The organism is Caballeronia fortuita, from assembly GCF_001544835.2.
GTDB classification, from domain to species: Bacteria; Pseudomonadota; Gammaproteobacteria; order Burkholderiales; family Burkholderiaceae; genus Caballeronia; species Caballeronia fortuita.
Window position 1 is genome coordinate 55,117 of the sequence record NZ_FCNX02000015.1, and the last position, 13,411, is coordinate 68,527.

The 13,411-nt window shown below is 63.6% G+C and carries 13 protein-coding genes; 10 read left to right on the top strand and 3 right to left on the bottom strand.

Annotation, left to right across the window (positions count from 1 at the left end):
* Window positions 1–2 precede the first annotated feature (2 nt).
* A complete protein-coding gene (locus tag AWB77_RS25700; protein ID WP_061137282.1) occupies window positions 3–857 on the bottom strand; it encodes a helix-turn-helix domain-containing protein in 855 nt (284 codons plus the stop codon).
* Between the two features lie 206 nt (window positions 858–1,063).
* A complete protein-coding gene (locus AWB77_RS34785) occupies window positions 1,064–1,333 on the bottom strand; it encodes a hypothetical protein (RefSeq protein ID WP_074168970.1) in 270 nt (89 codons plus the stop codon).
* Window positions 1,334–2,287: 954 nt separating this feature from the next.
* Here AWB77_RS34785 and AWB77_RS25715 point away from each other — a divergent pair.
* From AWB77_RS25715 to lra1, 4 genes are read left to right on the top strand one after another with little or no spacing between them, the layout of a single operon-like run.
* Window positions 2,288–3,049, top strand: a complete 762-nt coding sequence (locus tag AWB77_RS25715; protein ID WP_061137285.1) for an SDR family oxidoreductase — start codon at window positions 2,288–2,290, stop codon at window positions 3,047–3,049.
* A gap of 27 nt (window positions 3,050–3,076) precedes the next feature.
* Window positions 3,077–4,399 (top strand): MFS transporter, encoded by a 1,323-nt coding sequence (locus AWB77_RS25720; protein WP_061137286.1) that lies wholly within the window; start codon window positions 3,077–3,079, stop codon window positions 4,397–4,399.
* A 20-nt stretch (window positions 4,400–4,419) separates the two neighbouring features.
* Window positions 4,420–5,598 (top strand): L-rhamnonate dehydratase, encoded by a 1,179-nt coding sequence (gene rhmD / locus AWB77_RS25725; protein ID WP_061137287.1) that lies wholly within the window; start codon window positions 4,420–4,422, stop codon window positions 5,596–5,598.
* 11 nt (window positions 5,599–5,609) lie between these two features.
* The gene (lra1, locus tag AWB77_RS25730) at window positions 5,610–6,392 is read left to right on the top strand and encodes an L-rhamnose 1-dehydrogenase Lra1 (RefSeq protein WP_061137288.1); all 783 of its coding nucleotides are present in this window, start codon (window positions 5,610–5,612) and stop codon (window positions 6,390–6,392) included.
* A 9-nt stretch (window positions 6,393–6,401) separates the two neighbouring features.
* Here lra1 and AWB77_RS25735 read toward each other — a convergent pair whose 3' ends face one another.
* Window positions 6,402–7,379 carry a LysR family transcriptional regulator gene (locus tag AWB77_RS25735; RefSeq protein WP_061137410.1) on the bottom strand — a complete coding sequence of 326 codons (978 nt, stop codon included), beginning with the start codon at window positions 7,377–7,379 and terminating at the stop codon, window positions 6,402–6,404.
* 162 nt (window positions 7,380–7,541) lie between these two features.
* Between AWB77_RS25735 and rhaM the strand changes: the two genes are divergently transcribed.
* From rhaM to rhaS, 6 genes are read left to right on the top strand one after another with little or no spacing between them, the layout of a single operon-like run.
* The gene (gene rhaM / locus AWB77_RS25740; RefSeq protein ID WP_061137289.1) at window positions 7,542–7,856 is read left to right on the top strand and encodes an L-rhamnose mutarotase; all 315 of its coding nucleotides are present in this window, start codon (window positions 7,542–7,544) and stop codon (window positions 7,854–7,856) included.
* A gap of 10 nt (window positions 7,857–7,866) precedes the next feature.
* Window positions 7,867–8,751, top strand: coding sequence for an amidohydrolase family protein (locus AWB77_RS25745; RefSeq protein ID WP_061137290.1), 885 nt, complete (start codon window positions 7,867–7,869; stop codon window positions 8,749–8,751).
* Between the two features lie 10 nt (window positions 8,752–8,761).
* Complete coding sequence (locus tag AWB77_RS25750; protein WP_061137291.1) at window positions 8,762–10,273, top strand: sugar ABC transporter ATP-binding protein; 1,512 nt, start codon at window positions 8,762–8,764, stop codon at window positions 10,271–10,273.
* Entirely contained in the window at window positions 10,273–11,313 is a 1,041-nt protein-coding gene (locus AWB77_RS25755) for an ABC transporter permease (RefSeq protein ID WP_061137411.1), read from the top strand. Before AWB77_RS25750 ends, AWB77_RS25755 begins: the two co-directional genes overlap by 1 nt.
* Window positions 11,306–12,322 carry an ABC transporter permease gene (locus AWB77_RS25760; protein WP_061137292.1) on the top strand — a complete coding sequence of 339 codons (1,017 nt, stop codon included), beginning with the start codon at window positions 11,306–11,308 and terminating at the stop codon, window positions 12,320–12,322. Before AWB77_RS25755 ends, AWB77_RS25760 begins: the two co-directional genes overlap by 8 nt.
* A gap of 39 nt (window positions 12,323–12,361) precedes the next feature.
* Window positions 12,362–13,375 carry a rhamnose ABC transporter substrate-binding protein gene (gene rhaS, locus AWB77_RS25765; protein WP_061137412.1) on the top strand — a complete coding sequence of 338 codons (1,014 nt, stop codon included), beginning with the start codon at window positions 12,362–12,364 and terminating at the stop codon, window positions 13,373–13,375.
* The last annotated feature ends 36 nt before the right edge of the window (window positions 13,376–13,411 follow it).

Genomic DNA, 13,411 nt, shown 5'->3' on the forward strand with positions numbered 1-13,411 from the left:
CGTTAGCTGCGCATCAGCCGCTTGGAGAGATCGGCGACGAGGATGCCTAAGCGCGCGGGTTTCTCGAAACACGCCACGTTGTAATCGCGGATCACCTGGCTGATCTCCGATTCGCTCGCCTTGCCGGTGGTCAGCTCGCCCGTGAGCACGAAGACCGGCGCGTCCGGGTTGTCGGACTCGCGCACTGCGCGGATCGCATCCGCCGACGTATGCACGCCGAACAGCCAGTCGATCACGACGGCGTCGAATACCTGTATTTGCAGCGCTTCGAGAAACGCGTCGAGGCCGTAGAAGGCCATTGCCGCGAAGCCGGTGGCTTCGAGATAGTCGTGCAGATTGTCGGCGGAAGCGCGATCGTCGTCGACGACGGCGATGACGGGCTTGTCGGTATCCGGGCGGCGCGGCTGGATTTCGATCTTGTGGACGTCGCAGGCCTCCTGCAGCAGCACGCCCTCATGCTTCGTGACGATCCAGCGATTGTTGAGTTTCTGCGCGATGAAATCCGGACGGCTGCCCGCGTCGAGCGCGCTGCCGACCCACGCCATGCAAGGAATTTCCAGCGAACCGAGTTTGAGCACGGCGTCGTGCGCGGTGCCTTCGGTTTCGTCGGGGCGCGTGTTGATCGAATCGAAGAGCTTGAGCGCGGGTTCGTCGAAGGCATCGGCGACGCGGCGAATCTGAGCGAGCGTCCACGGACTGTTGCCGCGCAGCTTCCGATGTCCCTGCGAAAAACTCAGGTCGAGGATGCGGCACAACTCGGCCGTCTGCTGGCGCTTGCCGATGCCATGACGGCCCATGAGTTCGCGCACGCGTTCGGCGACGGCGAGCGATTCCGAAGAAGACGTTTCAGTGACCATACAGCCAGTCGGGGGCGTGAGAGTGAGACTGCGAGAAGCGAAGCCGGAAGCGGGCTGGGCGGCCCGTGCGCAGTCGATTCGTTATTGTAAATGGCGCGGCTCATCGTGCTCAAAAACGCTTCGTCCGGTCGTGCGCAATGCCTTGATCTTATGGGCAAATCGGGCGCGACAGCGGTTCGCTGCCGCGCACTTACGAAGCGTTGCCTTCAGGCCAGCGCGGAGTCGGGCTGGCGTGCCGGCTTCGACGTGGCGGGAAACACGTCGAGCAAGTTCGAAAGCTGGCTCTCGGCGTCACGCCCGCTGAACTCGCGCAGGGTCGCAAGCAAGGTGCGCCACGGTGCGGGCCAGCGGGTTTCGCGCACGCAGCGGCCATTGCCGTCGGTGATGCGCAGCAGGGTGGTGTCGGGGAAGTAAGTGAGGGTGACGGGCAGTCCGTCGAGTACACAGGTGGCGGTGCAGGCTTTCGGTGTGAACATGCTTTTTTGTGTTGGATTGGGCGTCTTGATTGACGGCGGAAACTACTAGCAACGGACGTGCCTGTGCTGAGCGTTGTGCTTCAGATCGCGTTGAGTCCAAGGCGGAGTTCGCTTTCGTTGAGCAGACAATTGCCGAACTTATCGACAATTGGCTGCGTTATGCGCGATAAAATGCGCAATCGCTTAAATGGAGCTTGTTGTGCTGACCGCTGCCTTACTCATCTGCCCATTCGGTGCCGCCGCGCTGTTCGCGTTCGCTCTTTTCGCCGATAAGCACTTTCGCGATTCGAAAATCATCAGGGCGCGCCAGCGGTAAGCGGATCGCGATTCGTTCATTGAGATCGAGAAGTCTTTATATTTGCCGCGTTCGGCGCTATTTCATCGAGAGTTTTTATCTGATTCCGTCGGGCGACGAGTAGGTGAACGTCTCATCGCGTGCAGACACGCGACCTCACGATCCGCGCTGCCGTATCGAGTTCCCGGCCGGTCAGCCATTCCCACAGAAAACACGCGCGCCGAATCTGTTCGCCGTTCGGCGTGGAACGCAGGCGCGCGACGAGATCGCCGGGACGGGATGTTCGAATGCGGCATCGATGACCTCGAGATTGACGCCTTCGTGACGCAGCGCGAACTCCAGATGACCGAGTGGCGTGTCGTCAAAGGCCACGCTGTTCGAAAACAGAATCTGACTCTCGTTGTCGATACGCCGATTCACCGATGAAAGGCGTCACGCGCAGCTCACCCATGGCGATAAGACGGGCATAACCGATCGGTGTCATCGAGATCTCTTGATGCGTATCGAGAAATCATGACTTCAGGCTCGCCGAAACCGTTTGATACGCTTTTGCTATCGAACGATCGCCCTTTCGAATTGTTGCGCTATTGGCGCGAGACTATAGTGCCTCTCACGGCATGACCATCCAAGAGCAACGCACAACGAAAGGAGACGAATCAATGAACCGGATCGATCTGGCGAGCCGCGTCGTCGTCATTACGGGCGGCGCGCGCGGCATCGGCCTCGCGGTGGCGGAGCGCGCGCTCGAATCAGGCGCCGATGTATCGCTCTGGGACGTCGACGGCGAGCGCCTGGCGCGCACGAGCGCCGAACTCGCAGCGAAGTTCAGCGAGCGCGAGGTCAGCGACGCCGTCGTCGAACTCACCGAGGAATCGTCCGTCGATGCAGCCGCCAAGAAGGCGCTCGCAGCTCACGGCAAGATCGACGTGCTCGTCAACAATGCGGGCATTACCGGCGGCAATGGCACGACCTGGGAACTCGCGCCCGACGTGTGGCGCCGCGTCATCGACGTCAATCTGATCGGGCCGTATCTGACCTGCCGCGCCGTCGTGCCGCACATGCTGAAGGCGGGTTACGGGCGCATCGTCAATATCGCGTCGATCGCGGGCAAGGAAGGCAATCCGAACGCGTCGCACTACAGCGCGTCGAAGGCCGGGTTGATCGGGCTCACGAAATCGCTCGGCAAGGAACTCGCGGGCAAGAATATCCTCGTGAATGCGGTCACGCCCGCGGCCGCCAAGACTGAAATCTTCGACTCGATGTCGCAACAGCACATCGACTACATGCTCGCCAAAATCCCGATGAACCGCTTCCTGATGCCGGAAGAAGCCGCGTCGCTGATTCTGTGGCTCTCGTCCGAGGACTGCGCGTTCAGCACGGGCGCGGTGTTCGATCTGTCGGGCGGACGCGCGACGTACTGAGACGCGTCGCGTCATCGGGAGAATCACATGAATCATTCCGCACAGGCGGAAGGCGCGGTCACGTCGCGCGTCATGCGCCGGCTGCTGCCGTTTCTGCTGCTCATGTACGTGCTCGCGTTTCTGGATCGCGCGAACATCGGGTTCGCGCAAAAGGCGTTGCAGCAGGACACGGGGCTCACCAACGCCGCGTTCGCCTTCGGCGCGGGCGTATTTTTCGTCGGCTATGCGATCTTCGAGGTGCCGAGCAATCTGCTCCTGCATCGCGTCGGCGCGAAGCTGTGGATGTGCCGGATCATGGTGACGTGGGGCCTCGTCTCCGCCGCGATGGCCTTCGCGCATAGCGCCACGACGTTCTATACCTTGCGCTTTCTGCTCGGCGTGGCGGAGGCGGGCTTCTTTCCCGGCATCGTCTATTACCTGACGCGCTGGTTTCCGCAAGTGTCGCGCGCGCGTGCGCTCGGCGTCTTCTATTTCGGCGCGCCGCTCGCGTTCATCTTCGGCGCGCCGCTGTCCGGGTTGCTGCTCGATCTGCACGGCGCGTTTGGCATGAAAGGCTGGCAATGGCTCTTTCTCGTCGAAGGGCTGCTCGCGTCGATCGTCGGCGGGTGCGCGTTCTGGTATCTCGACGATGACCCCGCGAAAGCCCGCTGGCTCACCCACGATCAGCGCACGCTTCTGATCGGCCGGCTCGACGACGATGCGCGCGCCGCGTCGTCGCACGGTCCGCGCGGCGTGCTCGCATCGCTCGTCGACGCGCGGGTGCTCGTGCTGTGCTGCGTCTACTTCCTGATTCAGGCGGCGGTGTACGGCGTCGTGTTCTACTTGCCGCAACAGGTGTCGGCGCTGCTCGGCACGAAGGTCGGATTTCGCGTCGGGCTCGTGACGGCGCTGCCGTGGGTCGCCGCCGTCATCGTTACGTGGATCGTGCCGCGTTACGCCGATCGCACCGGGCGGCATCGGGTCTGCGCGGTCGCGCTGCTCACGATGTCGGGCGTTGCGATCGCGGTATCGGGCATCGCGGGGTCGCCGGCCGTGTCGCTCGTCGCGCTGTGCTGCGCGGCAAGCGGATTCATCGCCGCACAGCCGCTTTTCTGGACCTTCCCGACGCGCTATCTCACCGGCGCGGCCGCCGCGGCGGGCATCGCGCTCATCAATTCGCTCGGCGGACTCGGCGGCTTCTTCGCGCCGATGGCCCGCACCGCCGCCGAAGCCGCATTTCATTCGACGAGCGCCGGGCTCATGGTGCTGGCGGGCGCGAGCGTGCTGGCCGCGCTCGTCATCGTCGCGCTGGTGCGCGTGCCGGGGCGCATCGAACACGAACACCTTGCCGATGCCGCGAAGGCATCCTGAACGGAAGAGGAGACGAACACATGTCCATGCCGACCATCAAGCAAGTACGCGCCTTCACTGTCCGCGGCGGCGGCGCCGATTATCACGATCAGGGCGCCGATCACTGGATCGACGATCACATCGCCACGCCGATGGCCCGCTATCCCGAATACCGCGCAAGCCGTCAGTCGTTCGGGCTGAACGTGCTCGGCTCGCTCGTCGTCGAGATCGAGGCGAGCGATGGCACCGTCGGCTTCGCGGTCACGACGGGCGGCGAGATCGGCGCATTCATCGTCGAGAAGCATCTCGCGCGGTTCCTCGAAGGCCAGCGCGTGACCGACATCGAAAAGATGTGGGATCAGATGTACTACGCGACGCTCTATTACGGGCGCAAGGGCATCGTGCTCAATGCGATTTCGGGCGTCGATCTCGCGCTATGGGACTTGCTCGCGAAAGTGCGCCGTGAGCCGGTGTTTCATCTGCTCGGCGGACCCGTGCGCGACGAATTGCAGTTCTACGCGACGGGCGCGCGTCCGGATCTCGCGAAGGAGATGGGCTTCATCGGCGGCAAGATGCCTTTGCAGCACGGCCCGGCGGAAGGCGAGGAGGGGCTGCACAAAAACATTGCGAAGCTCGCCGATATGCGCGCGAAAGTCGGCGACGATTTCTGGCTGATGTTCGATTGCTGGATGAGCCTGGATCTGAACTACGCGAAGCGCCTCGCGAATGCGGCGCGCGAACACGGGCTGAAGTGGATCGAGGAAGCGCTGCCGCCCGACGATTACTGGGGCTACGCGGAACTGCGCCGTTCCGTGCCGAACGGCATGATGGTGACGACCGGCGAGCACGAAGCGACGCGCTGGGGTTTTCGCATGCTCTTCGAGATGGGCTGCGCGGATCTCGTGCAGCCGGATGTCGGCTGGTGCGGCGGAATCACGGAACTCATCAAGATATCGGCGCTCGCGGACGCGCATAACGTGCTCGTCGTGCCGCACGGTTCGTCGGTGTACAGCTATCACTTCGTCGTCACGCGCCACAATTCGCCGTTCTCCGAATTTCTGATGATGGCGCCAGAGGCCGATCAGGTCGTGCCGATGTTCACGCCCTTGCTGCTCGACGAGCCGGTTCCGGTGAACGGCCGCATGAAGGTGCCGGAGGCGCCGGGCTTCGGCGTGCGGCTGAATCCCGAATGCGCGCTGACGCGGCCATATTCACATTGAAGGGGCATCGCATGCTGCTGGAGAACAAAGTCGTCGTGGTGACAGGCGGCTCGCGCGGCATCGGCCGTGCGATCGCACTTGCGAGCGCGCGCGAAGGCGCCGATGTCGCGATCAACTACTGGCGCGATAACGACAACGCTTACGGCAAGGCGTCGGCGGTGGAGTCGATCGTCGGCGAAATTGAGGCGCTCGGGCGGCGCGCGATCGCGGTCGAAGGCAACGTCGCCGAACGCGATACGGGCATCGAACTGATCGCGCGCACGGTGGAAGCGTTCGGGCGCGTGGACGTGCTGTCGAGCAACGCGGGCATCTGCCCGTTTCACGCGTTCCTCGACATGCCGCCTTCCGTCTACGAAACCACGGTCGCCGTGAATCTGAACGGCGCGTTCTACGTGACGCAGGCCGCCGCGAACCAGATGAAGGCGCAGGGCACGGGCGGTGCGATTGTTGCAACGAGTTCGATCAGCGCGCTCGTCGGCGGCGGCATGCAGACGCACTACACGCCGACCAAGGCAGGCGTGCATTCGCTGATGCAGTCCTGCGCGATCGCGTTGGGGCCATACGGCATCCGCTGCAATTCGGTGATGCCGGGCACGATTGCGACCGATCTCAACGCCGACGATCTGTCCGACGAGGACAAGCGCGCCTACATGGAAAAGCGCATTCCGCTCGGACGTCTGGGCGCACCGGACGATGTCGCGCAATGCGTCGTGTTCCTCGCGTCGGATCGCGCGCGCTATGTGACGGGCGCGTCGCTGCTCGTCGACGGCGGGCTGTTCGTCAACCTGCAGTGATGCGCTCGATCAACGCGAAGACGCCGAGTACTTGCGCAGCAACGCGATGAAGTACTCGGCCGGCTCGCTCAAAGTCTCGAACTTGCGCCGCAGCAACCCGAATCCCGACAGGCTCTTGCCGATTTCGATCGGCAATTCGATCAGCAATTGCGCGCGCAGATAATCGCGCACGACGGATTCCGGCAGCATCGCCACGGCTTCGCTGTTCTGCAGCAATTGCAGCGTCGCGAAGATCGACGCACATTCGACGATATCGGCGGGCGTCGTGAGACCGGCGCGCGCGAGTTCCTCTTCGAACAGGCCGCGCGCGGGGCTCGTGATCGGCTGCAGAATCCACGGCCATCCGACGAGCATCTCCAGCGTGACTTCGCTGTTCCCGGCGAGCGGATGCCCCGCGCGCACGACGAGCCGCATCGCCTCGCGCGCGAGCGGCTCGAAATCGAAATCGTTGTGCTGCAACGGCGTAGTGAGTCGCCCGAGCGCAAGATCGACTTCGCGGCGATGCAGCAACTGCACGACCTGATCGCTCGTCTCGCCGAGAATCCGCACGTTCAAAAGCGGGCGCTCGGATTTCAGTTCGGTGACGGCCATCGCAAGCACGTCGGGCGCGGCGCCCATGATCGCGCCGACCGTCAGTTGACCATGACCGCCGCGCCGCTTGGCGTCGAGGTCGTCTGCGAAACGCGTGAGGTCCGCGAGCGAGCGGCGCGCGTAGGCGAGCGCGGCGGTGCCGAGCGGCGTCGGCTGCATGCCGCGCGCATTGCGCTCGAAAAGCAGAAAACCGAACGCTTCCTCGATATCCGCCAACATGCGGCTCGCGCTGGGCTGCGCGACGTTGATGGTGTCGGCGGCCTGGTGCAGATTGCGGGCATCGTCCAGCGCGACCAGCAGCGCGAGATGCTTGAACTTCAGCCGATTCACGAGCGCGATCGGCGAGAGGCTAGGCGAGAAACTAGGCGACACACTGTGGGACACATTCTGGCTCATTCGACAGCCCGCTTTGAACCGCGCGATGATACGGCGCAGCGATACGTTTTTGCAATCGGCCAATCCTGCAATCGGATTGTCGTGTTATCGGTCGGCGAATTATAGTCGCAGCACAACGAGTCCCGAACACAGGGATTCACCAATCAAAACAGGCGGGCCGCCATGGAGACAGTGGCATTTCGCATGACCCTGAAGCCGGGCATGCGCGAGGAATACGAACGGCGCCATCGCGAGGTATGGCCGGAACTGGCCGATGCGTTGCGCGCCGCCGGCATCCGCGATTACCGGATCTTCCTGGACGAATCGACCGGACATCTCTTCGCCATTCATCAGCGCACGGACACGCATTCGGCCGATACGTTGCCCGCGCTGCCCATCATGCGCAAGTGGTGGAACTACATGGCCGAACTGATGGAAACGCACGCGGACCAGTCGCCGGTCGCGACGCCGCTCGCGCAAGTCTTTCATCTTCCCTAGGAACGCCATCATGCAGGTCGTCGATCCGCACATTCATTTGTGGGACTTGAAGACGCATCACTATCCCTGGCTCGCGAACCCGCAGACCTCGTTCGTCGGCGATGCGCGGGACTTGCAGCACGACTATCTGCTCGCCGATCTGCTGCGCGATGCCGTGGACATCGACGTGCTCAAGCTCGTCCATGTCGATGCGAATCACGATCCCGCCGATCCCGTCGAGGAAACGCGCTGGCTGCAATCGATCGCGGATCAGGCAGGCATGCCGAACGGCATCGTCGCGGGCGCGGATCTGTCGGCGGACAACGCGCAGCAAGTGCTCGAAGCGCATGCCGCGTTCGCCAACACGCGCGGCATCCGCCAGATTCTCAACGTGCATGACAGCAAGCTCTACGATTACGTCGGGCGTCATTACATGCGCGAGCCGCAATGGCGCAGGCACTTCGGCTTGCTGAAGCGCTTCGGCATGTCGTTCGATCTGCAGCTTTATCCGTCGCAGATGGAAGAGGCCGCGCAACTCGCGCGCGAACATGCGGATACGCAGTTCATCGTCAATCATGCGGGCATGTTCGTGGACCGCGATTCGACGCACGGCTATCGTGCCTGGCGCGACGGCATGCGCCTGCTCGCCGCGTGCCCGAACGTCGCGGTGAAGCTGAGCGGCTTCGCGATGTTCGATCACGGCTGGACCATCGAGAGCCTGCGTCCTTACGTGCACGAAACCATCGATACGTTCGGCGTCTCGCGCGCGATGTTCGCATCGAACTTTCCGGTGGACCGGCTATTCGGCACGTACACGGCGTTGTGGAACGCGTATGCGGGCATCGTCGCCGATGCAAGCGAGAGCGAGAAAGACGCGCTCTTCGTGCGCAACGCGGAACGCATCTACCGCATTTGAGGATAACGACATGACGCCACGTCTCGAATTGAGACACGCAAGCAAATCGTTCGGCCGCGTGCGCGCGCTCGGCGACGGCAGCCTGCAACTCTTTCCCGGCGAAGTCCACGCGCTGCTCGGCGAGAACGGCGCGGGCAAATCGACGCTCGTGAAACTGCTCGCGGGCGTGTATCAGCCGGATGCGGGCGAGCTCCTCGTCGAAGGCACTGCGCGCCGCTTCGCGAATCCCGCCGAAGCGCGCGACGCGGGCATCGCCGTCATCTATCAGGAACCGACGCTCTTCGCCGATCTTTCCATTGCCGAGAACATCTACATGGGCCGGCAGCCACGCGACCGCTTCGGGCGCATTCGCCATGACGCGATGCATCGCGAGGTCGATGCGCTGCTCGCGTCGCTCGGCGTGAATCTGCGCGCGCAACGGCTGGTGCGCGGTTTGTCGATCGCGGATCAGCAGGTCGTTGAAATCGCAAAGGCGCTGTCGCTCGATGCGAACGTGCTCATCATGGACGAGCCGACCGCCGCGCTTTCGCTGCCCGAAGTCGAGCGGCTGTTCGCGATCGTGCGCGCGCTGAAGGAGCGCGACGTTGCGATTCTCTTCATCACGCATCGTCTCGATGAAGTGTTCGCGCTCACGCAACGCATGACGATCATGCGCGACGGCATGAAGGTCTACGACGCGCTCACGGAGAACATGAGCATCGATGCGATCGTGAGCAGGATGGTCGGCCGCGATCTCGACACGTTTTATCCGAAAGCGGATGTGACGCCCGGCGACGTGCGCCTTTCGGTGCGCAATCTCACGCGCGAAGGCGTGTTCGAGAACGTTTCCTTCGATGTCCGCGCGGGCGAGATCGTCGCGCTCGCGGGACTCGTCGGCGCGGGACGGAGCGAAGTGGCGCGCGCGATTTTCGGCATCGATCCGGTCGATGGCGGCGAGGTGAAGATCGCCGGCAAGAAGCTCGCATTGGGTCATCCTGCGGCGGCGGTGCGCGCGGGACTCGCGCTCGTGCCGGAAGACCGCCGCGCGCAAGGGCTCGCGCTGGAACTGAGCATCGCGCGCAATGCGTCGCTGACCGTGCTCGGGCGCTTGATGCGTCACGGACTCATATCATCGCGCAGCGAGTCCGCGTTGGCATCGGACTGGGGCAAGCGGCTTCGTCTCAAGGCAAGCGATCTCGATGCACCCGTCGGCACGCTCTCGGGCGGCAATCAGCAGAAGGTCGTGCTCGGCAAGTGGCTCGCGACGAACCCAAAGGTGCTCATCATCGACGAACCGACGCGCGGCATCGACGTGGGCGCGAAAGCGGAGGTGTATCGCACGCTCGCGGAACTCGTGAAGGACGGTATGGCCGTGCTGATGATATCGAGCGAGCTGCCCGAAGTGCTCGGCATGGCCGATCGCGTGCTGGTGATGCACGAAGGACGCATCAGCGCGGATATCGCCCGCGTCGATGCGAACGAAGAACGCGTGATGGGCGCTGCGTTGGGCGCGTCATCGCAGACGATAGGACGCGCAGCATGATGACACGACATTCCCCGACGCTGCCCGCGATGCCACCCGCCGAAACGAAGCGCGAAAGCCTCGCGGTGACGATCGCGAAGAGCCGCGAACTGACGCTCTTCATCGTGCTGCTCGTGCTGATCGGCGCGACGGCCGCAGTGAAGCCCGACTTCCTGAATCTGCAGAACCTGCGCGACGTGCTGCTGAATGTGTCGATCATCGGTCTGCTGACGGCGGGCATGACGATCGTGATGCTGATGCGGCATATCGATCTGTCGGTCGCGTCGGTGGTCGGCGTGAGCGCGTATGCGGTCGGCAGTCTCTTCGTGATGTTCCCGCACATGCCGGTGATCGTCGCGATGGGCGCGGGCATCGGCATCGGCTTCGTGATCGGCGCGGTGAACGGCGCGCTCGTCACGTTCGGGCGCGTGCCTTCGCTCGTCGCGACGTTGTCGACGCTCTATATCGTGCGCGGCGCGGATTACGCATGGGTTCACGGCGGCCAGATCAACGCGACGAGCCTGCCCGATGCATTCGCGTCCATCGCGACGGGCTCGCTCATCGGCGTGCCGAATCTCGTGCTGATCGCGCTTGTCGTGCTGATCGCGTTGTCGGTTTATTTGAAGCAGTATCGCGGCGGGCGCGAGCATTACGCGATTGGCTCGAATCCCGAGGCCGCGCGTCTCGCGGGCATACGCGTGGACCGGCGCGTGATGATCGGCTTCCTGCTTTCCGGCGCGATCGCGGGGCTTGCGGGCGTGCTGTGGCTCGCGCGCTTCGGCACCGTCGACGCGAGCACGGCCAAGGGCATCGAATTGCAAGTGGTCGCGGCGGCGGTCGTCGGCAGCGTCGCGATCACGGGCGGTGTCGGCACGATTGCGGGCGCGACGCTCGGCGCGCTCGTGCTCGGCGTCATCAACATCGCGCTGGTGGTGTTGCGCGTGTCGCCGTTCTGGCAGCAGGCGATTCAAGGCGCGCTGATCGTCGCGGCGATCGCGCTCGATACCTTGCTCGCGCGTTCCGTCGCGCGCCGCATGATGAGGAAACGCGATCATGGCTAAACCGGATTCCGCACTCTCTACAGCGAAGCGCCGTCATCTGCAATGGGAAGCGATGCTGGCGATCCTGCTCGTCGTCGCGCTCGTCGCGGGGCGCGTGCTCTCGCCGCTGTTTCTATCGGCGGCGAACATCTCGAACATGCTCGCCGATTTCACCGAGATCGCGCTCATCGCATTGCCGATGACGCTCATCATCGTCGCGGCGGAGATCGATTTGTCGGTGGCGTCGGTGCTCGGCGCATCGAGCGCACTGACGGGCGTGCTGTGGCACATAGGGTTGCCGATGCCGCTCGTGATCGTCCTCGTGCTGCTGTTCGGCACGCTCGCGGGCTTGCTCAACGGGCTCGTGATCGTGCGCTTCAATCTGCCGTCGCTCGCGGTGACGATCGGCACGCTCGCGCTCTTTCGCGGCCTCGCGTACGTGCTGCTCGGCGATCAGGCGATCGCGGATTTTCCCGCGTCGTACACGGCGTTTGGCATCGATACGATAGGCGCGACCTTCCTGCCGATGCCGTTCATCCTCGTCATCGCGGGCGCGATCGTCTTTACGATCCTGCTTCAGGCGACGCCGTTCGGGCGCAGCCTCTTCGCAATCGGCGCGAATCCGACGGCCGCGCAGTTCTCGGGCATCGACGTCGCCAAGACGAAGCTGAAGCTCTTCATGATGTCGGGCGCGATGGCGGCACTCGCGGGCATCGTCTATACGCTGCGCTTCACGAGCGCGCGCGGCGACAATGGCGAAGGCTTCGAGCTTTCGGTGATCGCGGCGGTGCTGTTCGGCGGCGTGAGCATCTTCGGCGGACGCGGCTCGATGATTGGCGTGCTGTTGTCGCTCGTCATCATCGGCGTGTTGCGCAATGCGCTGACGCTCGCAGATGTATCGAGTGAAACGCTGACGATCGTGACGGGCGCGCTTCTGCTCTCGTCGGTGCTGATACCGAATCTCGTCGCGCGCTGGCGGGCGGTGCGCGAGAAGCGTCTGATGGCGCAGGCGCTTGAAGTTCGTGGTTAACCAGCGCAGCCAATGCGCAATGACAGGAGACATGCCAAGATGAAAAAGCCCATTCGATTCCCGCGCGGCCCGGCGCTGGCAGCCGCGTTTCTGGCCGCGACCGTCGCGCTCTCGGCGAGCGCCGCCGACATCAAGAGCGGCCTGAAGATCGCGTTCCTGCCGAAACAGATCAACAACCCGTACGAGGTGATCGCCGACGACGGCGGCATGGCCGCGATCAAGGAGCTCAAGGGCGATGGCAAGGTCGTGGGCCCGTCGGATGCGGGCGCGTCGTCGCAGGTGAGCTATATCAACACGCTCATCACGCAACGGCAGAACGCGATCGTGATCGCGGCGAACGACGCCAACGCGGTCGTGCCGTATCTGAAGAAGGCGATGTCGCAGGGCATCAAGGTCGTCACGTTCGATTCCGACACCGCGCCCGATGGCCGGCAGATCTTCGTCAATCAGGCCGATTCGGAAGCGATCGGGCGCGGGCAGATTCAGTTGTTGTCGAAGCTGATCGGCGGCGAGGGCGAATTCGCGATCCTCTCGGCGACGCCGAATGCGACGAATCAGAACACGTGGATCAAGTGGATGCAGGAGGAATTGAAGAAGCCCGAGTATTCGAAGATAAAGCTCGTGAAGATCGCCTACGGCAATGACGACGATCAGAAATCGTTCGTCGAGACGCAGGGCTTATTGCAGGCTTATCCGAACCTGAAGGGCATCGTCGCGCCGACATCGGTCGGCATCGCGGCGGCGGCGCGCTATATCTCGAGCTCGCCGGCGAAGGGCAAGGTCGTCGTGACGGGGCTCGGCACGCCGAACCAGATGCGCGCGTTCGTGAAGAACGGTACGGTGAAGGCGTTCCAGTTGTGGGATCCGGGTCAACTGGGCTATCTCGCGGCGTTCGCGGCGGCCAATCTCGCATCGGGGACGATCACCGGCAAGGAAGGCGATTCGTTCGAGGCGGGCAAGCTGGGCAAGCGGACGGTCGGCAAGAGCGGGGAAGTGATTCTCGGGCCGCCGACCACGTTCGATGCGGCAAATATCGATAACTTCAATTTTTGAGGTTCTTGGGGAACGCCCTGCGGGGCGTTTGGTTTG

Bases quoted from the DNA above. Each gene is read 5' to 3' on its own strand.
- AWB77_RS25700 (WP_061137282.1), bottom strand. From the start codon at position 857: ATGGTCACTGAAACGTCTTCTTCGGAATCGCTCGCCGTCGCCGAACGC.
- AWB77_RS34785 (WP_074168970.1), bottom strand. From the start codon at position 1,333: ATGTTCACACCGAAAGCCTGCACCGCCACCTGTGTACTCGACGGACTG.
- AWB77_RS25715 (WP_061137285.1), top strand. From the start codon at position 2,288: ATGAACCGGATCGATCTGGCGAGCCGCGTCGTCGTCATTACGGGCGGC.
- AWB77_RS25720 (WP_061137286.1), top strand. From the start codon at position 3,077: ATGAATCATTCCGCACAGGCGGAAGGCGCGGTCACGTCGCGCGTCATG.
- rhmD (WP_061137287.1), top strand. From the start codon at position 4,420: ATGTCCATGCCGACCATCAAGCAAGTACGCGCCTTCACTGTCCGCGGC.
- lra1 (WP_061137288.1), top strand. From the start codon at position 5,610: ATGCTGCTGGAGAACAAAGTCGTCGTGGTGACAGGCGGCTCGCGCGGC.
- AWB77_RS25735 (WP_061137410.1), bottom strand. From the start codon at position 7,379: ATGAGCCAGAATGTGTCCCACAGTGTGTCGCCTAGTTTCTCGCCTAGC.
- rhaM (WP_061137289.1), top strand. From the start codon at position 7,542: ATGGAGACAGTGGCATTTCGCATGACCCTGAAGCCGGGCATGCGCGAG.
- AWB77_RS25745 (WP_061137290.1), top strand. From the start codon at position 7,867: ATGCAGGTCGTCGATCCGCACATTCATTTGTGGGACTTGAAGACGCAT.
- AWB77_RS25750 (WP_061137291.1), top strand. From the start codon at position 8,762: ATGACGCCACGTCTCGAATTGAGACACGCAAGCAAATCGTTCGGCCGC.
- AWB77_RS25755 (WP_061137411.1), top strand. From the start codon at position 10,273: ATGACACGACATTCCCCGACGCTGCCCGCGATGCCACCCGCCGAAACG.
- AWB77_RS25760 (WP_061137292.1), top strand. From the start codon at position 11,306: ATGGCTAAACCGGATTCCGCACTCTCTACAGCGAAGCGCCGTCATCTG.
- rhaS (WP_061137412.1), top strand. From the start codon at position 12,362: ATGAAAAAGCCCATTCGATTCCCGCGCGGCCCGGCGCTGGCAGCCGCG.